Origin of the sequence: Citrobacter sp. Cpo100 (assembly GCF_030332595.1) — a bacterium.
Lineage (GTDB): Bacteria > Pseudomonadota > Gammaproteobacteria > Enterobacterales > Enterobacteriaceae > Citrobacter > Citrobacter portucalensis.
In genome coordinates this window covers 40,184-58,422 of the sequence record NZ_JAOWHM010000033.1, presented here as the reverse complement: position 1 = coordinate 58,422, position 18,239 = coordinate 40,184, and the positions used below count along the sequence as shown (strand labels likewise).

The 18,239-nt window shown below is 52.7% G+C and carries 21 protein-coding genes; 11 read left to right on the top strand and 10 right to left on the bottom strand.

Going from position 1 to position 18,239, the window contains the following annotated elements; all coding sequences use genetic code 11:
* Positions 1-16: 16 nt before the first annotated feature.
* The 3 genes from OGX96_RS10595 to yiiM all read right to left on the bottom strand — a co-directional run bounded on the left by OGX96_RS10595 (position 17) and on the right by yiiM (position 2,587).
* A complete protein-coding gene (locus tag OGX96_RS10595) occupies positions 17-970 on the bottom strand; it encodes a sugar phosphate isomerase/epimerase family protein (protein WP_020996111.1) in 954 nt (317 codons plus the stop codon).
* A gap of 8 nt (positions 971-978) precedes the next feature.
* Positions 979-1,683: a GntR family transcriptional regulator gene (locus OGX96_RS10590; protein WP_032945585.1), complete on the bottom strand. Its 705-nt coding sequence runs from the start codon at positions 1,681-1,683 to the stop codon at positions 979-981.
* Positions 1,684-1,912: 229 nt separating this feature from the next.
* Entirely contained in the window at positions 1,913-2,587 is a 675-nt protein-coding gene (gene yiiM, locus OGX96_RS10585) for a 6-hydroxyaminopurine reductase (RefSeq protein WP_020996113.1), read from the bottom strand.
* Positions 2,588-2,739: 152 nt separating this feature from the next.
* Between yiiM and OGX96_RS10580 the strand changes: the two genes are divergently transcribed.
* Complete coding sequence (locus OGX96_RS10580; protein ID WP_060683052.1) at positions 2,740-3,636, top strand: dihydrodipicolinate synthase family protein; 897 nt, start codon at positions 2,740-2,742, stop codon at positions 3,634-3,636.
* Between the two features lie 41 nt (positions 3,637-3,677).
* On the opposite strand, the gene kdgT is transcribed toward OGX96_RS10580, so the two are convergent.
* The gene (gene kdgT / locus OGX96_RS10575) at positions 3,678-4,661 is read right to left on the bottom strand and encodes a 2-keto-3-deoxygluconate transporter (protein WP_020996114.1); all 984 of its coding nucleotides are present in this window, start codon (positions 4,659-4,661) and stop codon (positions 3,678-3,680) included.
* 233 nt (positions 4,662-4,894) lie between these two features.
* Complete coding sequence (sodA, locus tag OGX96_RS10570; RefSeq protein WP_003825239.1) at positions 4,895-5,515, bottom strand: superoxide dismutase [Mn]; 621 nt, start codon at positions 5,513-5,515, stop codon at positions 4,895-4,897.
* Between the two features lie 289 nt (positions 5,516-5,804).
* On the opposite strand from sodA, the gene rhaT reads away from it, so the two are divergent.
* Complete coding sequence (rhaT, locus tag OGX96_RS10565; RefSeq protein ID WP_003825242.1) at positions 5,805-6,839, top strand: L-rhamnose/proton symporter RhaT; 1,035 nt, start codon at positions 5,805-5,807, stop codon at positions 6,837-6,839.
* Here the strand turns inward: rhaT and rhaR are convergent.
* Positions 6,836-7,684: an HTH-type transcriptional activator RhaR gene (rhaR, locus tag OGX96_RS10560; protein WP_008787014.1), complete on the bottom strand. Its 849-nt coding sequence runs from the start codon at positions 7,682-7,684 to the stop codon at positions 6,836-6,838. The two genes, rhaT and rhaR, sit on opposite strands and share 4 nt — an antisense overlap.
* Positions 7,685-7,831: 147 nt before the next feature.
* Positions 7,832-8,680, bottom strand: coding sequence for an HTH-type transcriptional activator RhaS (gene rhaS / locus OGX96_RS10555; protein ID WP_008787013.1), 849 nt, complete (start codon positions 8,678-8,680; stop codon positions 7,832-7,834).
* 303 nt (positions 8,681-8,983) lie between these two features.
* On the opposite strand from rhaS, the gene rhaB reads away from it, so the two are divergent.
* The 5 genes from rhaB to rhaM all read left to right on the top strand — a co-directional run bounded on the left by rhaB (position 8,984) and on the right by rhaM (position 14,213).
* Positions 8,984-10,453, top strand: coding sequence for a rhamnulokinase (rhaB, locus tag OGX96_RS10550; protein WP_286582972.1), 1,470 nt, complete (start codon positions 8,984-8,986; stop codon positions 10,451-10,453).
* Positions 10,450-11,709, top strand: a complete 1,260-nt coding sequence (gene rhaA, locus OGX96_RS10545; RefSeq protein ID WP_008787011.1) for an L-rhamnose isomerase — start codon at positions 10,450-10,452, stop codon at positions 11,707-11,709. The genes rhaB and rhaA overlap by 4 nt, the downstream gene beginning before the upstream one ends.
* 143 nt (positions 11,710-11,852) lie before the next feature.
* The gene (gene rhaD / locus OGX96_RS10540) at positions 11,853-12,680 is read left to right on the top strand and encodes a rhamnulose-1-phosphate aldolase (RefSeq protein WP_198802941.1); all 828 of its coding nucleotides are present in this window, start codon (positions 11,853-11,855) and stop codon (positions 12,678-12,680) included.
* 73 nt (positions 12,681-12,753) lie between these two features.
* Entirely contained in the window at positions 12,754-13,902 is a 1,149-nt protein-coding gene (gene fucO, locus OGX96_RS10535) for a lactaldehyde reductase (protein ID WP_198802939.1), read from the top strand.
* Positions 13,899-14,213, top strand: coding sequence for an L-rhamnose mutarotase (rhaM, locus tag OGX96_RS10530; protein WP_003825253.1), 315 nt, complete (start codon positions 13,899-13,901; stop codon positions 14,211-14,213). The genes fucO and rhaM overlap by 4 nt, the downstream gene beginning before the upstream one ends.
* Positions 14,214-14,270: 57 nt before the next feature.
* Here the strand turns inward: rhaM and OGX96_RS10525 are convergent, their stop codons facing one another.
* Positions 14,271-14,819 carry a helix-turn-helix domain-containing protein gene (locus tag OGX96_RS10525; protein ID WP_103015338.1) on the bottom strand — a complete coding sequence of 183 codons (549 nt, stop codon included), beginning with the start codon at positions 14,817-14,819 and terminating at the stop codon, positions 14,271-14,273.
* Positions 14,820-14,920: 101 nt separating this feature from the next.
* On the opposite strand from OGX96_RS10525, the gene OGX96_RS10520 reads away from it, so the two are divergent.
* Together OGX96_RS10520 and OGX96_RS10515 are read left to right on the top strand one after the other, a co-directional pair.
* A complete protein-coding gene (locus OGX96_RS10520; RefSeq protein ID WP_003825259.1) occupies positions 14,921-15,580 on the top strand; it encodes an AzlC family ABC transporter permease in 660 nt (219 codons plus the stop codon).
* Positions 15,580-15,903, top strand: coding sequence for an AzlD domain-containing protein (locus OGX96_RS10515; RefSeq protein ID WP_003825260.1), 324 nt, complete (start codon positions 15,580-15,582; stop codon positions 15,901-15,903). Before OGX96_RS10520 ends, OGX96_RS10515 begins: the two co-directional genes overlap by 1 nt.
* A gap of 42 nt (positions 15,904-15,945) precedes the next feature.
* On the opposite strand, the gene OGX96_RS10510 is transcribed toward OGX96_RS10515, so the two are convergent.
* A complete protein-coding gene (locus OGX96_RS10510; protein WP_003825262.1) occupies positions 15,946-16,158 on the bottom strand; it encodes a YdgH/BhsA/McbA family protein in 213 nt (70 codons plus the stop codon).
* Between the two features lie 129 nt (positions 16,159-16,287).
* Here OGX96_RS10510 and OGX96_RS10505 point away from each other — a divergent pair, with 129 nt between their 5' ends.
* Positions 16,288-16,809 (top strand): Crp/Fnr family transcriptional regulator, encoded by a 522-nt coding sequence (locus tag OGX96_RS10505; protein ID WP_198802937.1) that lies wholly within the window; start codon positions 16,288-16,290, stop codon positions 16,807-16,809.
* A 58-nt stretch (positions 16,810-16,867) separates the two neighbouring features.
* Positions 16,868-17,374 (top strand): YgjV family protein, encoded by a 507-nt coding sequence (locus OGX96_RS10500; RefSeq protein ID WP_198802935.1) that lies wholly within the window; start codon positions 16,868-16,870, stop codon positions 17,372-17,374.
* Here the strand turns inward: OGX96_RS10500 and fdhD are convergent.
* The gene (fdhD, locus tag OGX96_RS10495; protein ID WP_198802933.1) at positions 17,341-18,177 is read right to left on the bottom strand and encodes a formate dehydrogenase accessory sulfurtransferase FdhD; all 837 of its coding nucleotides are present in this window, start codon (positions 18,175-18,177) and stop codon (positions 17,341-17,343) included. The genes OGX96_RS10500 and fdhD overlap by 34 nt on opposite strands.
* Positions 18,178-18,239 lie beyond the last annotated feature (62 nt).

Sequence of the window (18,239 nt, the reverse complement as noted above, 5' to 3'; positions counted from 1 at the left end):
ATTTTAAGAAAACTAATTAATTTCCTATAAACTTGTCACATATATCACGAATGTATTTTATTTGGGCAAGAGCATGTTCTTTTTCCTGCGCCAGTCGCGCATCAATCATGTTGCTGTCAGGCAGTGGCGTATAACTTGCATCGCGCCATGGGATCCATGGATTATCACCCTCATCGTCGAAGCGAAATGCAGGGGCATAATATTCAACCTCTTCTTCCAGGCCAAAAGCATGTACTTGCGGTTTATCTTCACCTAAAAGTAATAATGCCTTAAGCATCTCTTCCATGGGTAAATCGCCGTGTCCAGAACGACAAGCCTCATGCCCCCAGCCTTTACCTTCTTTAATAATTTTAGCGTCTTTGATATGCACCTGGGTGATTAATGGAGACATAACCTCTAACGCAGAAAGCGGCTGTTCATTAGCATTAATCATGTTGCCAAAATCAAACAGAATAGAGAGATTTTTCATCCCGCTATTGTTAACCAGCGTCACCAGCTCATGGCCTTGCAGATCTTCATGCTGTTCGATAGTAAAGCTTAGTCCGCAATCGTCATACTGAGACAGCCATGCAATATCATTGGCAATCTTCGCCATAACATCGTTGAGATGCCCTTCATAACGCGGGTAGAAACGCACTGAAGTTGCACCAGTAGCAACAGCAATACGGATGGCATCCGTCAATGTCGCCTTATCCGATGCGCTCGTTTCGATATGCACATCCAGATTATATTTTTTGGCCTTCTCTTTAAAATCGTGTAGCTGCTGATCGTTCAGTTTCTGCAGTGATTGGGATTCACCATCCTCAACATGTATTTTTACACCCTTCAATTTTTGCTGATGCGCAATATCCAGAAGATCCCCCGGCAGGACTCTCTCGTAACGCATATTCAGATGAAAAGCATAAGCATGTAGGTACAGCGGTATATTTCTCGCGCGTTCCGCAAGAAGTTCTTGGTTACATTTTCCCATTATTTTTCTCATTCATCGCGAATAACAAGTTCCACTGATTCAAGTCGCCAGTATTCGAAATCAACCTGAACCACTTTTTTATCTCGGGTAGCCCGATGTTTTTCTACTAAAATTCCATACGTATTAGGCGCAACACCCAGTTCTTTGCAGGCCACTTCTGGCATATTGACCGGTTTAAAAACCATTTCTTTGATATTTAAAACATGGCCAAATGCATCTTCCCAGACGCTGGCAAAAGACTGATTGCCCAATTTATTAATGAATCCTGGCGCAACATCGGCATCAATATAGGATTCATGGTAAAACACTTTATGTGAATCAAGACCGCACCAACCGGTAATCAGATAACGATCGCCCGAAGAGAGAAAAACATCCTCAACATGGTGTGGGACTGTATCAATGGTTTCTTTGGTTAAATAATCCCAAAAAGGCTTACGTCCCTGGGCACAGGCTTCAGCATTGAAGCTGGAAAGTGATTTAGGGTTATAAATAAATCGCTTCGACGAAATAAACCAACCACTGCGGTTCTTGCGGAAAATACGCGCATCGATCTCAAGCTCAATCAGAACCTGACGTAAGGTCATACGCTTTGCATCCAGCAGCTCACATAACTCCCTTTCCGAAGGCAATTTGGACCCCGCTGGTAAATTCTTCTCGTTTAACCAGCTTTCAAAGCGCTCCCTGAGCACATCAACATTGTTTTTCTTTTTCATTTCGCTCATCTGGTTTAAACCAATTTGAAGCTAAGATATTTGAGTGCAGGAAATACTCAAGTTTTTTTTCAACGCAGAGTTTCTTTTTGTGGACTAGGTATCAAGAATGGCTTTGAAGCAAACCGAGACCGTCAGGTTTTTGCCCGGTTTTGTACACAGGGGGGATGAAGCACGGGGGAGAGGTAAATCAGGTGTCTCCACCTGATTTAACTGCCAGATGAAGGTAGGTTTATTTTCCCCACAAACGGCGGGAATTGTCTTCGATCTTGCCGCTTAAACGGCGCTTTTGCATCGTTCTGGTCCAGCTTTTTGATAACCCAGCAGCCGACAGTAAACGGTGATATTGCGAATCATCAAACGGCATATGCCAGGCGATAGCAATGGCCTCCCGCACGCTGACGTCGCTCACGCGTGACGCCAGGATCAATGGCGCGTCTGCTGACACCTGACCAGGCGCGATGACGCTACACAGCCAGCCCGTCTTGCCCGCATCCTGCATCTGGCTGGCCATATCGCTGATGCCAAAATGGAAATTCAGCTTAAAGCACGGCGAGCGCGGCTGCGTGACCTGAATCAGCGCCTCTCCCCACTGGAAAATGTCGCCAATATACACATTATCTTCAGTCAGCCCCTCAGTAGAGAGGTTCTCACCAAACGCGGGGGCGACAAATAGCTCCGCCTGCTCCGGAAACGCTTGTCTCCAGTGCTGATAGTGTTCACGCGGATAGTGACACAGCGCGCGATCCGGCCCGCCGTGAATTTTCGTTTCCGCTTGTTCATCCCCCGTCAGCCCCAGTTCGGTCAGCATCAACTCACCGTCAATCTGGACTTTAGCAATCGCGCTGGGACGGCTTCCCGTGTAGTCCCGAACTTTGCCTGTAAAAACATCGACCGGATATCGCATCTGTTCCCTCTCCCGATAAATTTCCCCCATTACACCACATTTATTTTACCCCAGTCGCTCAAAATGAGAGCACGGTTCACATGAAACTTAGGGACACATGCTATCAATGTAATCTGGTTTTGAAACATCATTTCAAATAAGGAGTCGACAACGTGACTGGTCAATCGCAATTTGCTGGCGTCTGGTGTCCTTCCATTACGCCAATGGACAATGATGGCAAGATCGATCTCAACGGTCTAAGCCAACATCTCAAACGCCTTACCGAGGCCAAAATCGACGTGATTTTGCTGATGGGCAGCATCGGGGAATTTGCCTCCTTCACGCTCGAAGAAAGACTGCTGCTGATCCGCGAGGCCCGCGCCATGAGCTCGCTGAAGATGGTCGCCAACGTCTCATCCACCTGCCAGAATGATGTTTTATTGATGGCGCAGGAAGCGTATCGCTCAGGTTACGATGCCGTGATGATCCTGCCGCCCTACTACTACGGACAAACGGCGAAACAGCTGCTGAGCTACTTCCGTCAGTTGGGGCAGACACTCAGCGGCAAATGGTTTGCTTATAACTTCCCGGCACGCACCGGCTGCGATTTAACCCCCGAACTGGTAGCCACCCTCGCCGCCGAGTTCCCGAATTTCGCTGGCATTAAAGACACCGTCGACTGCCAGTCCCATACCCGCAGTATGATTCAGACCACCCGCGCCGTGCGGGAGGATTTTGCCGTGCTGTCCGGCTATGACGAATACTACATTCCCAACCTGTTAGCAGGTGGCGCGGGGATAATTTCAGGGTTGAACAACGTCATGCCGGAACTGTTTGTCAGCGCGCGGGAAGCGTTTAAACAGGGCGACCTGGCAGCACTTCGCGATATTCAGGACCAGATTGGCACCTACATGTCCATCTATGCCATCGGCGAAGATTTTGTCACCACCATCAAAACCGTGGTATCGCGTAAGTTTGGCTATTGTACCGGCGTGTCACGTAATGCCGGTGGAGAGTTGAACGAGAGTGAGTGTCGAACAATCGATGAGGTGTTTGTCGTCAAAGGGTAAATAATTAAGCCGGATGGTGCAGACCATCCGGCTGAAGAGACTTACTTCACGGTGCCACGAATATCAATTTCTGCCGCCCTTGCTTTGGCCCTTTTCGACCAGATAGACGTGATAATCGGCACCAGAATGGAGGTCACAATCACCGACGTGGCGACCAGGGAAGTTGCTGCCGGTGCCATCGGTTTAAATGCCGGAACCATTTCAGCAATCAGCACAGGCGTAGCAACCGCCGCCCCCGCAGAACTGGAAGCGGCAATCCCCGCCGTACCATCGCCACCACCAATCAGTTTATCGGCGATAATCAATGGAATACCAGTGATGATAATCACCGCCACGCCCAGCAGAATACCCAGCACGCCGGTCTGCGCAATCACGCTCAAATCAATGGTGTTACCTAATGCGAAGGCAAAGAACGGGATCAGCGTCTGCACCGCTTTGCTGAAGAACTCCCGCAGTTCAGGGTCCAGATTCCCCAGCGCAAAGCCAATCAGGAACGGCAATACCGCACCAACAAATACGTGTGGTTCAAACGACGCGATCCCGGCGGTTCCCAGAATCACCATGGTCATCAGCGGGCCAGACTCCAGCGACATCAGGACAAACGCCCCGGCCTCTTCTTTGGTGCCGTACTGCTGCATAATCGAGGCATACAGCCCGCCGTTGGTCATATCCATCGCGGCCACCAGCGCCAGCGTAGACAACCCAGCGAAGAATCCGACCTCTACACCATGTTCCGGCAGAATGCGTGAAGCAATCGCTGCAACCACCCACGCCACCAGAATCTTGGTGATGACTAACGTACCTGATTTACGCAGCACGGTGCCGGTGGCGCTTAGCTTGATCGACGCCCCCATGCAAAAGAACCAGACTGCCAGGATAGGCACCGTACCGGTGATCATACCGTTGGTAAAAGAACCGAAATATTTCCCGGCGCCGGGGGAAAAGGTATGACACAACGCGCCCAGGAAAAGCGGCACCAGCATCATACCGCCTGGGATTTTCTCTATCGTACGTTTGATCTGCATTTCCATCACCTGTAGACATAAAAATGGGGCAATTTTTATGGGCGATTGCATCTTGCTTTGAGATGCGCCCGTCTTGATGAAAAGAAGATAGACATTCATAGAGACTATAAAAGTGATCCCACTCGCATAATAAAACCTTGTTTCAATTTAAGTGGATCATTGTTTTTATATTGAGTTTGATCACAAAAAAACCCCACAAGCATCGCTTGCAGGGCTTTGTTAAAGCGTAGAACTTATTTTTTTGCTGCGAAACGCGCGGCAGCTTCGTCCCAGTTCACGACGTTCCAGAACTCTTTGATGTAGTCCGGGCGACGGTTCTGGAATTTCAGGTAGTAAGCGTGTTCCCAAACGTCCAGGCCCACGATTGGGAAACCGGAAGCGCCAGAGATAGCTTCACCCATCAGCGGGGAATCCTGGTTGGCGGTGGAAACAACAGCCAGTTTGTCACCTTTCAGAACCAGCCACGCCCAGCCGGAGCCAAAGCGGGTTGCCGCTGCTTTTTCAAATTCAGCTTTGAAGTTGTCAACGGAGCCGAAGTCACGTTCGATAGCCGCTTTCAGGTCGCCCTGCAGCGTAGTACCGGTTTTCAGGCCTTTCCAGAACAGGCTGTGGTTAGCGTGACCGCCCGCGTTGTTACGCAGTACGGTTTTCTTGTCTGCTGGCAGTTGATCCAGTTTGGTGATCAACTCTTCAACGGACAGGCTGGCGAATTCAGGCAGGCTTTCCAGCGCAGCGTTGGCGTTGTTTACGTAAGCCTGGTGGTGTTTGGTGTGGTGAATTTCCATCGTCTGCTTATCGAAGTGCGGTTCAAGGGCATCATAAGCGTACGGCAGGGATGGCAGTGTATAACTCATAATCATCTCCAGTATTGTCGGGCGGCCAGTGTTAACGCCGCGTAAGCAGTTGGGTCATTATAGTTAATTAAATGATATTGAAAATGATTATCAATGCCGTACTTTTTACAGGGTCTTAATGAATCAAACCCATTGTTAAAGATGTGAGCCGAATCACCCACTTAACGTGATAATTGCCAACATGCGCAAAAGGGCGGCAATCGTCAAAAGGTTAACCACCTGCGTAATTTTTAAACTCGTTAGGTCGGAGGGGTCATTACCGACGATAAAAAATAACGAGGATTAAGTCATGAGTAACGCGATTACGATGGGTATCTTTTGGCATTTGATAGGGGCAGCCAGTGCCGCCTGTTTCTATGCCCCGTTCAAGCAAGTCAAACATTGGTCATGGGAAACGATGTGGTCGGTTGGCGGGATCGTCTCCTGGATAATCCTGCCGTGGACCATCAGCGCCATGTTACTTCCCGATTTCTGGGCCTACTTCAGCTCCTTCAGCCTCTCCACACTGGCGCCGGTATTTCTGTTTGGTGCAATGTGGGGGATTGGCAATATCAACTATGGCCTGACCATGCGCTATCTCGGTATGTCGATGGGTATCGGGATTGCGATAGGTATTACGCTGATTGTCGGCACGCTGATGACCCCGATTATCAACGGCAATTTTGATGTACTGATCAATACCTCTGGTGGCCGCATGACGCTGCTTGGCGTACTGGTCGCGCTGATTGGCGTGGGCATTGTTACCCGTGCCGGTCAGTTAAAAGAACGCAAAATGGGCATCAAAGCGGAAGATTTCAACCTGAAAAAAGGTCTGGTTCTGGCCGTCATGTGCGGTATTTTCTCCGCCGGGATGTCCTTTGCGATGAACGCGGCGAAACCGATGCACGATGCCGCCGCCGCGTTGGGCGTCGATCCGCTGTATGTCGCCCTGCCTAGCTATGTGGTTATTATGGGCGGTGGCGCGCTTGTTAACCTGGGCTTCTGCTTCATTCGTCTGGCAAAAGTGAAGAACTTGTCGATAAAAGCCGACTTCTCGTTAGCCAAACCGCTGATTATCACCAACGTGCTGCTCTCTGCGCTTGGTGGCTTGATGTGGTATCTGCAATTCTTCTTCTACGCCTGGGGCCACGCACGTATTCCGGCGCAGTATGACTATGTAAGCTGGATGCTGCACATGAGCTTCTATGTTCTGTGCGGCGGGATTGTCGGTCTGGTATTGAAAGAGTGGAAAAACGCGGGTCGTCGTCCGGTCAGCGTGCTAAGCCTCGGCTGCGTAGTGATCATTGTCGCGGCAAACATTGTCGGTCTGGGAATGGCCAGCTAAGCATGCTGAGTACTGAGATGACGCCACTGGCTCGGCGTCATCCCGGTTTCCCGCGTAAATACCACCGAAAAGTAGTTACTGTCCTCAAAGCCGCAGCGCATGGAAATCTCGCTAATCATCAACCGACTATGTTTGAGCAGATACTGCGCGTGGCAAACCCGCACCTGGCGGAGATACTGGTTGATGGTCATCCCGGTCTGGCTGCGAAACTGCTGGCGCAAAACGCGCTCGCTGCATTGTTCGCGCTCGCAAAACGTATCCAGTTCAAACGCATGCTCATGGCTACCGGCTAACGCGGTGATCAGTTTATCCAGCAGCGTTTCACTGGAGGTCGCCGGGAGCGTATCCGTGGCATAACGATGCCGCTTAAGGTGTGTCACCAGTTGCCCGAACAGCAGCTCAGCCATGGTAAAAGCCTGTGCATCACGTTGATTACTTTCATGTTCAAGCTGGCTTATCACCTGTCGGACCTGGCTCATGCCAACGCTGCCGAGTCGCCAATGCGGCTGCCTCGGCGTACCGTTAAATCCGGGGATCGCCCCTTGCCAGTCAACATTCAGCGTCAACCGCTCCGGGCAGTAGATGATATTTTGCAACACCAGGTCGTTCACGGAGGTGTAGGAGTGTTTATCTTCGGCGCGAATGTAAAACAGATCGCCACGGGTTATCCGGTACGGGCGATCGTTAAGGACATGCAGACCATTACCACGCCAGACCATAACCAGCTCGCAAAACTCGTGGGTATGCTCAGCAAAGACATCCTGCGGATAACGGTCAGCCACGGCCACAGCCTGCTGCTCATGCGCAAAGAAGTCTGATTTCAGAAGGACCAGATGATTCGCCATCACAATATTCCCTGTCGGATGGCGGCTACGCCTTATCCGACCTACAGATTACGTGACACGTAGGCCGGATAAGGCGTAGCCACCATCCGGCGTTAAGGGACATGATTATCTGAGATTCGGCGGTAAAAAACGTTGATAGCTTTCGCGTTACTGGAGGCGGCTTGCCACAACGAGATCGCGCCCCTGACGAATATCGCGTGGTGACCACTTGAACTCACGACGAAAAAGCGTCGAAAAGTGGTTACTGTCGCCGAATCCGCAGAGATAAGCGATGTCTGTCACACTGTCATCACTGTGGCGAAGCAGATGCCGGGCCTTGATCAGCCGCAAGCGGTTAAGGTAGCGCTGCGGCGTCAATCCGGTTTGCTGTTTGAGCTGGCGATGCAGAGTGCGCAAAGAGAGGGAAAACTTCTCGGCCAGCGCCTCCCAACACACCTCGTCGGCAAAGTTATCTTCCAGCCACGCCATCAGGAGGTTAAGCCGCGCGTCGTTATCGGTCGCTGCTTCCATCAGGCTGCTTTTACGCAGCAGCACCAGCAGTTGCATAAACAGGATCTCGCGATTTGCCGCCGTTGGTGTATCCATCCCCTCACCGAGCGCTTCCATCTGCCCCACCAATTGTCGAACCTGCTGCAACACCCCCTGATTCACCCGCCAGTGGGAGGGATACTGCCCGTTCTGTTCCTGAGGTAAAAGCTGATTCAGCCCAGCCAGAAATTGAAACGCATCCGGGGAGCGATACAACACATTGGTCAGGCACAGATTGTCAGTATGTTCATATAAATGCCGGTCATGATCGCGAACGAAACACACCGTACCGCCGCTGATTGTGTAAGGCTGCCCGTTGAACACATGGATCCCCGTTCCATGTTCGACCACCACAATTTCATGAAAATCATGATGATGCTCTGGAAACGCAGGTTGAGGAAGCCGCGGTTCAATAGCCACTGGCGCTTTACCTGTCGGAAAAAAATCCACGCAATGCAATACCGTCATGATGACATCCTTCCTGATCAAATGAACATGGCTGAATAGTAATTAAGGGTTATCACCCTCACCTTAAATTTTTGACGCCAAAGTGCGTAAACACGGTCAATTCTTCAAGAAATGGCGGGAAAGATCGCGAATTGCGGAAGGCGTCACATCCGCTAAAACAGGTCCTATTAATAGAAATTGTGAACAGCGTCACGTTCACCTTTGCCATGTTGCCAGCCGCTAATTGTGGCTGTCACTGTCAAGAAGGTACGCTTTATCTGGGGTTCTTAGACTGAGTGCAATAAAACTCAGAAGGACCTCGCTATGACTTTTCGCCATTGTGTCGCAGTCGATCTCGGCGCATCCAGTGGGCGCGTAATGCTGGCGCGTTACGACAGTGAACACCGCTCCCTGACGCTACGTGAAATCCACCGCTTCATGAACTGCCTGCAAAAAACAGACGGTTTTGACACCTGGGACATCGACAGCCTGGAAAACGATATTCGTCTTGGCCTGAAAAAAGTCTGCGATGAAGGCATTCGGATAGACAGCATCGGCATTGATACCTGGGGCGTGGATTACGTTCTGATCGATAACGTCGGTCAACGTGTCGGTCTGCCGGTCTCTTACCGTGACAGCCGCACGACCGGCATTATAGCGCAGGCGATGGAGCAGCCGGGTAAAGGTGAAATTTACCGCCGTAGCGGCATTCAGTTTCTGCCCTTTAACACCCTGTATCAACTGCGTGCGCTGGTTGAACAGCAGCCAGAACTGCTCCCGCAGGTGGCCCATGCCCTGCTGATCCCCGACTACTTCAGCTTTCGCCTGACCGGCAAAATGAACTGGGAATACACCAACGCCACCACCACCCAGCTAGTCAATATTAATACCGACGACTGGGACGACACACTGCTGGCGTGGACCGGGGCAGACAAAGCCTGGTTTGGTCGCCCGACGCATCCAGGGAACGTGATCGGCCACTGGATTTGCCCACAGAAAAACCAAATTCCGGTTGTCGCCGTCGCCAGTCACGACACGGCCAGCGCGGTCATTGCTTCTCCGCTGGCCGACAAAAACAGCGCCTATCTCTCTTCCGGGACCTGGTCGCTGATGGGCTTTGAGAGCAGAACACCGTATACCAACGATGCGGCGCTGGCGGCAAATATCACCAATGAAGGCGGCGCGGAAGGACGCTACCGTGTCCTGAAAAATATTATGGGGCTGTGGCTGCTCCAGCGCGTATTAAAAGAGCGCCAGATTACCGACCTGCCAACGCTTATCAGCCAAACGCAAGCGCTGCCGGCCTGCCAGTTCCTGATAAACCCGAACGACGATCGCTTTATCAACCCCGACGATATGAGTGCAGAAATTCAGGCAGCATGCCGTGAATCAGGCCAACCCGTTCCCCTGCAAAACGCCGAACTGGCGCGCTGTATCTTCGACAGCCTGGCGTTGCTGTACGCCGACATCCTGCAAGAACTGGCACAACTGCGTGGTGCAGCATTTAGCCAACTGCACATTGTCGGTGGCGGCTGCCAGAACACCTTACTGAACCAGCTATGTGCGGATGCCTGCGGTATTCGCGTGATGTCCGGGCCGATTGAGGCTTCCACGCTCGGCAATATTGGCATCCAGCTGATGACGCTGGACGAGCTGAACAACGTCGATGATTTCCGTCAGGTGGTGCGCGCCAACTACGAACTGACCACCTTCATTCCCAATCCTGAAAGTGAAATTGCCCGCTACCAGGCGCAGTTTCAATCACTACGACAGACAAAGGAGCTTTGCGCATGACCACTCAACTTGAACAAGCCTGGGAACTGGCAAAACTGCGTTTCGCCGCGGTAGGCATTGATGTCGAGGCGGCCTTACGCCAGCTCGATCGTCTGCCGGTCTCCATGCACTGCTGGCAGGGCGATGATGTCGCCGGTTTCGAAAATCCGGAAGGCTCGCTCACTGGCGGTATTCAGGCTACCGGTAACTATCCGGGTAAAGCGCGTAACGCCACCGAACTACGGGCCGATCTGGAGCAGGCGCTGAGCCTGATTCCTGGTCCAAAACGTCTGAATTTGCACGCGATCTATCTGGAATCTGATACGCCGGTTGCCCGCGACCAAATCAAACCTGAGCACTTTAAAAACTGGGTGGAGTGGGCGAAAGCGAACCAGTTAGGGCTGGATTTCAACCCATCCTGCTTCTCACACCCGCTGAGCGCCGACGGTTTCACGCTGGCGCACGCCGACGACACCATTCGCCAATTCTGGATCGATCACTGCAAAGCCAGCCGTCGCGTCTCGGCGTATTTTGGCGAGCAGTTGGGTACACCATCGGTGATGAACATCTGGATCCCGGATGGCATGAAAGACATCACCGTTGACCGTTTAGCGCCGCGCCAGCGTCTGCTGGACGCACTGGACGAAGTGATCAGCGAGAAACTCGACCCAGCGCACCATATCGATGCCGTCGAAAGCAAGCTGTTTGGCATCGGTGCGGAAAGCTACACCGTGGGCTCTAACGAGTTCTACATGGGTTACGCCACCAGCCGCCAGACCGCACTGTGTCTGGATGCGGGCCACTTCCATCCGACTGAAGTGATCTCCGACAAAATTTCCGCCGCCATGCTGTATGTACCACGCCTGCTGCTGCACGTCAGCCGTCCGGTGCGCTGGGACAGCGATCACGTGGTGCTGCTGGATGATGAAACTCAGGCGATTGCCAGCGAGATCGTTCGCCACAACCTGTTCGACCGCGTACACATTGGCCTCGACTTCTTCGACGCCTCCATTAACCGCATCGCCGCGTGGGTGATCGGCACCCGCAATATGAAAAAAGCCCTGCTGCGCGCGCTGTTAGAACCCACCGAGCAACTGCGTCAGCTCGAAGCCAGCGGCGACTACACCGCACGTCTGGCCCTGCTGGAAGAGCAAAAATCGCTGCCGTGGCAGGCCGTCTGGGAGATGTATTGCCAGCGCCACGACACGCCTGCGGGCAGCCAGTGGCTGGACAGCGTGCGCGCTTATGAAAAAGAGATTTTGAGCAAACGTAGCTAACCGTGACGCCAGGCTTGTAGGCCGGATAAGACGCCCCACGTCGCCATCCGGCAATAAATGAAACACGATTGCCGGATGGCGCTTCGCTTATCCGGCCTACGTAAGACCCGATAACGTTCGGGCAATAAACAGGAACACCGAACATGCAAAAAATTACGACTTCCTGGTTCGTCCAGGGGATGATCAAAGCCACTTCTGATGCGTGGCTGAAAGGCTGGGACGAGCGTAATGGCGGCAACCTGACGCTGCGTCTTGATGAAGCAGATATCGCGCCGTTTAGCGCCGATTTCCACGAAAAACCACGCTATATTGCGCTAAGTCAGCCGATGCCGCTGCTGGCAAACACACCGTTTATCGTCACCGGTTCCGGTAAGTTTTTCCGTAACGTCCAGCTCGATCCCGCGGCAAACTTGGGCGTGGTACAAATAGACAGCGACGGTGCGGGCTACCACATTCTCTGGGGCCTGACCCACGAGGCCGTGCCGACCTCTGAGCTGCCGGCTCACTTCCTCTCTCACTGCGAACGCATTAAAGCGACGAACGGTAAAGACCGCGTGATCATGCACTGCCATGCCACCAACCTGATCGCTCTGACCTACGTACTGGAAAACAACACAGCGCTGATTACCCGCAAGCTGTGGGAAGGCAGCACCGAGTGCCTGGTGGTGTTCCCGGATGGCGTTGGCATTCTGCCGTGGATGGTGCCGGGTACAGATGAAATTGGTCAGGCTACCGCCGAGGAAATGCAGAAACACTCGCTGGTACTTTGGCCGTTCCACGGCGTGTTCGGAAGCGGACCTACCCTCGACGAAGCGTTCGGTTTGATAGATACCGCAGAGAAATCCGCCGAAGTTCTGGTCAAAATCTTTTCGATGGGCGGTATGAAGCAGACCATCTCACGTGAAGAGCTGGACGCACTTGGCAAACGCTTTGGTGTTACGCCGCTGGCAAGCGCCATAGAGCTGTACTGATACCTCCCAACCAACGCCGGATGCGGCTTCGCCTTATCCGGCCTACAGGATTTTATTATTAAGGAGAATAGTGATGAGTTTTATGTTGGCACTGCCAAAAATTAGCCTGCATGGCGCCGGCGCGATTGCCGATATGGTGAATCTCGTGGCGAATAAACAATGGGGCAAAGCGCTGATCGTCACCGATGGTCAATTGGTAAAACTGGGCCTGCTGGATAGCCTGTTTGCCGCGCTGGATAAACATCAAATGTCTTACCACCTGTTTGATGAAGTATTCCCGAACCCGACAGAAGAGCTGGTACAGAAAGGTTTTGCAGCCTATCAGAACGCAGAATGTGACTACATCATCGCCTTCGGTGGCGGCAGCCCGATCGATACCGCCAAAGCAGTAAAAATCCTGACAGCCAACCCTGGCCCTTCTACCGCTTACTCCGGCGTGGGCAAAGTGAAAAATGCTGGCGTCCCGCTGGTCGCCATCAACACTACCGCCGGTACGGCAGCAGAGATGACCAGCAACGCGGTCATTATCGACTCTGCCCGTAAGGTTAAAGAGGTGATCATCGACCCGAATATCATCCCGGATATCGCTGTGGATGATGCCAGCGTAATGCTGGAAATCCCGGCCTCCGTCACCGCCGCAACCGGTATGGACGCCCTGACCCACGCGGTGGAAGCCTATGTTTCCGTTGGTGCACATCCGCTCACCGACGCTAACGCACTGGAAGCGATTCGCCTGATCAACCTGTGGCTACCAAAAGCGGTCAACGACGGTCATAACCTCGAAGCTCGTGAGCAAATGGCGTTTGGTCAGTATCTGGCGGGGATGGCATTTAACAGCGCTGGTCTGGGTCTGGTGCATGCGCTGGCGCACCAGCCGGGCGCAACCCATAATCTGCCACACGGCGTCTGCAACGCCATCCTGCTGCCGGTCATCGAAAACTTTAACCGTCCGAACGCCGTGACGCGCTTTGCCCGCGTGGCGCAGGCAATGGGCATCGATACCCGTGACATGAGCGATGAAGCGGCAAGTATGGAGGCCATCAACGCGATTCGTGCACTCAGCAAGCGTGTCGGTATTCCTGCGGGCTTTAGTTCCCTTGGCGTGACGAAAGAGGATATTGAAGGCTGGCTGGATAAAGCGTTGGCCGATCCGTGTGCGCCATGCAACCCTCGCACCGCCAGCCGCGACGAGGTCCGCGAGCTGTATCTGGAGGCGTTATGATCCGCAAGGCCTTTGTGATGCAGGTGAATGCCGACGCGCACGTTGAATATCAACGTCGGCACAATCCCATCTGGCCAGAGCTGGAAGCGGTGCTGAAAGAGCACGGCGCCCATCACTACGCGATTTATCTCGATCAGGCGCGCAATCTGCTGTTCGCCACCGTTGAGATTGAGTCCGAAGAACGCTGGAATGCCGTTGCCAGCACCGACGTTTGCCAACGTTGGTGGAAGCATATGCGTGACGTAATGCCAGCAAACCCCGACAACAGCCCGGTTAGCGCAGAGCTAAAAGAAGTGTTTTATTTGCAATAGACTTGTAGGCCGGATAAGGCGCTAACGCGCCGCATCCGGCACAACGCAACAGAACAGTTAGTTCTGCTCAGAAACCAGAATCGCCTGAGTGTCAGGCTCCAGCGCTTTAAAAATATGCGCCCGATCGGCGGGGTAACAAATATAGTCCCCCTCGCCTAACTCCTCCGGCGCTTCCGTCAATCCTACTATCGCCTTACCCTGCGTCACGATGATGTGTTCAACCGATCCCGGTGGATGCGGCTGTGAAATACGATCCGCGCCCGGCTGCGTCAGCAGCAGATAGATATCCCGCCGCGCCCCCGGCGGGCAGGCGGCCAGTAAAATGGCCTGATAGTGCGCCTGCTCGGCCACCACCTTTGTCCCTTCTCCTCGACGAATCACCTGCGTTTTTTGTTCCTGCGGCTCCAGCAGGCGAGCAAAGGGAATATCTAACGCCACACACAGCGACCAGAGCGTTTCCAGGCTAGGATTGCCATTGCCCGCTTCCAATTGCGAGAGTGTCGATTTTGCAATCCCTGCGCGACGGGCAATCTCTGCCAATGACAAACCGGTGCGCTGACGTTCACGCACAAGGCTTTTCGCAATCATACTGATGGGCTGGGTCATTCACGACTCCATGTTCTTTATATCGAACGAATCGTTCGACTTGTAATATTAACTGGTCGCGTTCATTATAATGGAAATTCGTTCGATATGGCTAAAACGGTATGAAACATTATTTTTCCAGTCTCAAAGGCGACACAATAAAAGCAATATTTTTGGTCTGTCTGGCCGTCGGCGTAGTCGGCATGTCATACGGCTCGCTGGCGATGGCCTACGGCTTCCCGCTGTGGGTACCGTTTGTGCTTTCGATTACGGTACTGGCGGGTGCGTCCGAGTTTATGTTTATCGGTATCGTCGCCAGCGGCGGTAACCCACTGGCGGCGGCGGCTGCCGGTTTACTGGTCAACGCCCGACACGTGCCGTTTGGCGTCACGGTGCGCGATCTGGTGGGCTCCCGGGCTGCGAGTTTCCTCGGCTGTCATATCATGAACGACGAAAGCGTAGTCTTTGGCCTGTCGCAAAAAACGCCCGAACAACGTAAAGCCGCCTTCTGGCTGTGCGGTCTGGGCGTCGCAATTTTCTGGCCTGTTGGCACACTGATCGGCGCGGGCGTAGGCAAACTGCTCCCCGCCCCGGAAACCATCGGTCTGGATGCCGTCTTCCCTGCAATTTTATTAGCCTTAGTGGTCCCGGCCTTTAAAAATCGCACCACGCTGATTCGCGCCTGTAGCGGTGCCGGGTTGTCGCTTGCCGCCATCCCCTTTGCGCCGGTCGGTTTACCTGTTTTGCTCTCACTGTTTGGCTTACTGACGAGGAAAAAATAATGGGCAACATGACGCTGTTTATCGTCGGTATCGCCATGTTATCTCTGGGAACATATTTAATGCGTTTAGGAGGAGCGAAGCTTGGGAGCCGTTTAGCGTTCTCGGAACGCTCGCAGGCGCTGCTTTCCGACGCCGCAACGGTATTACTGTTCTCCGTTGCACTGGCGACCACCTTTTACGAAGGTGAACACTTCGCTGGCATGGCCCGCGTGCTGGGCGTGGCTTTTGCGGTATTTCTCGCCTGGCGCAAGATGCCGCTAATCGTGGTGATCGTCGCTGCTGCAGTGGTGACCGCATTGCTGCGAATGGCGGGTATAAACTAAAAAAGCGCCTCAAGGGCGCTCTTTCGACAGTACTAAGGTATCTTATTTCAGCAGTTCGGCGGTCATGTGCACGCGGTTACCGGTGTATGCCTGAGTGATTTTGTAATCGCTGGCGCCCGCACGTTCAGCCTGAGCGGCGATTTTTGCTTCAGCGCTTTCCAGCGTAGAACCGGTTGCGGTCACTGTCTGAGCAGCGAAAGAACCGAAAGAAGTAGCCAGAGCGATAACTGCGACAAAAGTTTTGATGCTTTTCATGATATAAACCCTTTAACTTAGTTGTTTGAGTAAGGCACCGTGCCTTGATGTGATAAATAATAGGCTGATACCCGAACAACTGAAAGCGGAAGGATTTGCCAGTCTTATTCAAATTATTTGAGAGATAAGATGTTACGTAATCAGGAATCACAATGGCTTGCTGGCAGCCGTAGAAAAACGCAACCGGCGGGTAGTTGGTTACTTCGTCAGGGTGAACTACAAAGTAAAATTCATCTTTTACATCATGGTGTGGCTCGTGCGGTTTATCACGCGGACAACGGCGTTGAAAGGGTTAAAGAGTTCTACTTTGCCGGGGAATACTGCTTTCTGTACCTGAACTGGCTAACTAACACACCTGCCGATTACAGCCTGCAAATGATCGCCGCTGGAGAAACCACTGAAATCCCCTTGGCTTTGCTGGATGCACCGGAAAATCAGGATATTAAGACTCAGCTACTGGTCCAGCAATTGATCTACAAAGAGAAAAAAGAGCAAATGCTGCTGCTCAATACCCCAGAGCAACGCTATCAGTACGTACAAACACACTTCCCGGACTGGGAGTCACAGCTCACCCAGCGCGATCTTGCCAGCTATATCGGCATTACCCCCGTTAGCCTGTCCCGTATTCGCCAACGTCTTAACAAAGGTTAACGCCTTACGGTGATGCGTCGATTATTGTCCCGTCACTCTTTAATAGATGGCGACCACAATGAACGCATTTCTTCTTTCTCAGATGCTGGCTGGCATCAGCTTCTTACTGGATATTTCCGCTTTTCATTTTCAACGCCGGGCTATCACTTTAACGCTGCTCACCAGTTCTACGTCTCTGTTAGCTATCCATTTCTATCTTTTGGATCAACACGCTGCGGCTGGGTTAATGATCATTGCCGCATGCCGCTATGCGACGGCCATCGTCACTTTTCACCGCTGGGTGATGTGGGGATTTATGCTGGGGTCGCTGCTGTGTAGCATTTATCTTTGGCAAAATCTGTCGAGTATTTTGCCGCTGATGGGAAGCCTGCTGATGACATTTGCGTCATTTCAAAAACGCAGCGGAAAATTACGGGGATACACCTTTTGTGGCAGCCTGTGTTGGCTGCTGAACAATGTGATTGTTGGCTCGCCAGTTGCCGTAATCATGGAACTGGCATTTTCCGGCAGTATTCTGGCCGCCTGGTGGCGTCACTGTGCGACCAGACGTTGCGGATGCGTATAGATCGTCGCCCTGCCCGGTTTGCAAAAACCCACCAGCGTCAGGTTACAACGTTCGGCAACTTCCACGGCGAGCGTTGTCGCCGCAGAAACAGCAAACAGGATCTCCACACCGCACATCGCCGACTTCTGCACCATCTCATAACTGGCGCGGCTGGAGACTAATACCGCGCCCTGTTGCCAGGTTTCCCCTTCGATTGCACGTCGTCCCAGCAGTTTATCCAACGCAACATGACGTCCAACATCTTCATGCCCGCCCGCCAGATGACCTGACGGCTGTACCCAGGCAGCCGCGTGCGTGCAGCCTGTCAGTTGCCCCACGGGTTGAAAATCGTTGAGATGTCGTAAAGCGTTATCAAGATTCGCCAGATCGAATGTCTGGGTAAACGGCAGCGGCTGGACCGGCTTGCCAATGTCATTGAGCTGCTCCACGCCACAAACGCCGCAACCGGTGCGACCGGCCAGCGCGCGACGACGCTCCTTCAGCCCCATAAAGCGACGGCTGGACAACTCAACCTGCACTTCCAATCCGTTGCAGGAAGGCACTACGTCCATCGCGTAAATATCTTGTGGGGACTCAATGATGCCCTCAGAAAGTGAAAAACCTATCGCGAAATGCTCAAGATCTTTCGGTGATGCCATCATCACCACGTGTGAAATCCCGTTGTATACCAGCGCAACAGGCACTTCTTCAGCTACCTCATCAGGCTGAGGATGTTGCAAATCCTCGCGCTTCCAGAGGGTCAACTGGCGCGATCCTGTCAGAGATGTCACATTCTTGATGTTTTCTTGAATAATCTTATTCACTTTCTTTTAACCATATTGGAACACGCATACCAACATTGTGGTATTCTTTACAAATCCCTCCT

Excerpts from the sequence above, each read along its gene's own strand:
- sodA (WP_003825239.1), bottom strand. The coding sequence starts at position 5,515 with ATGAGTTATACACTGCCATCCCTGCCGTACGCTTATGATGCCCTTGAA.
- rhaT (WP_003825242.1), top strand. The coding sequence starts at position 5,805 with ATGAGTAACGCGATTACGATGGGTATCTTTTGGCATTTGATAGGGGCA.
- OGX96_RS10520 (WP_003825259.1), top strand. The coding sequence starts at position 14,921 with ATGAAACATTATTTTTCCAGTCTCAAAGGCGACACAATAAAAGCAATA.
- rhaM (WP_003825253.1), top strand. The coding sequence starts at position 13,899 with ATGATCCGCAAGGCCTTTGTGATGCAGGTGAATGCCGACGCGCACGTT.
- kdgT (WP_020996114.1), bottom strand. The coding sequence starts at position 4,661 with ATGCAGATCAAACGTACGATAGAGAAAATCCCAGGCGGTATGATGCTG.
- OGX96_RS10510 (WP_003825262.1), bottom strand. The coding sequence starts at position 16,158 with ATGAAAAGCATCAAAACTTTTGTCGCAGTTATCGCTCTGGCTACTTCT.
- OGX96_RS10525 (WP_103015338.1), bottom strand. The coding sequence starts at position 14,819 with ATGACCCAGCCCATCAGTATGATTGCGAAAAGCCTTGTGCGTGAACGT.
- OGX96_RS10515 (WP_003825260.1), top strand. The coding sequence starts at position 15,580 with ATGGGCAACATGACGCTGTTTATCGTCGGTATCGCCATGTTATCTCTG.
- rhaS (WP_008787013.1), bottom strand. The coding sequence starts at position 8,680 with ATGACGGTATTGCATTGCGTGGATTTTTTTCCGACAGGTAAAGCGCCA.
- OGX96_RS10590 (WP_032945585.1), bottom strand. The coding sequence starts at position 1,683 with ATGAAAAAGAAAAACAATGTTGATGTGCTCAGGGAGCGCTTTGAAAGC.
- fucO (WP_198802939.1), top strand. The coding sequence starts at position 12,754 with ATGAGTTTTATGTTGGCACTGCCAAAAATTAGCCTGCATGGCGCCGGC.
- rhaA (WP_008787011.1), top strand. The coding sequence starts at position 10,450 with ATGACCACTCAACTTGAACAAGCCTGGGAACTGGCAAAACTGCGTTTC.
- OGX96_RS10505 (WP_198802937.1), top strand. The coding sequence starts at position 16,288 with ATGTTACGTAATCAGGAATCACAATGGCTTGCTGGCAGCCGTAGAAAA.
- rhaD (WP_198802941.1), top strand. The coding sequence starts at position 11,853 with ATGCAAAAAATTACGACTTCCTGGTTCGTCCAGGGGATGATCAAAGCC.
- rhaB (WP_286582972.1), top strand. The coding sequence starts at position 8,984 with ATGACTTTTCGCCATTGTGTCGCAGTCGATCTCGGCGCATCCAGTGGG.
- OGX96_RS10500 (WP_198802935.1), top strand. The coding sequence starts at position 16,868 with ATGAACGCATTTCTTCTTTCTCAGATGCTGGCTGGCATCAGCTTCTTA.
- yiiM (WP_020996113.1), bottom strand. The coding sequence starts at position 2,587 with ATGCGATATCCGGTCGATGTTTTTACAGGCAAAGTTCGGGACTACACG.
- rhaR (WP_008787014.1), bottom strand. The coding sequence starts at position 7,684 with ATGGCGAATCATCTGGTCCTTCTGAAATCAGACTTCTTTGCGCATGAG.
- OGX96_RS10595 (WP_020996111.1), bottom strand. The coding sequence starts at position 970 with ATGGGAAAATGTAACCAAGAACTTCTTGCGGAACGCGCGAGAAATATA.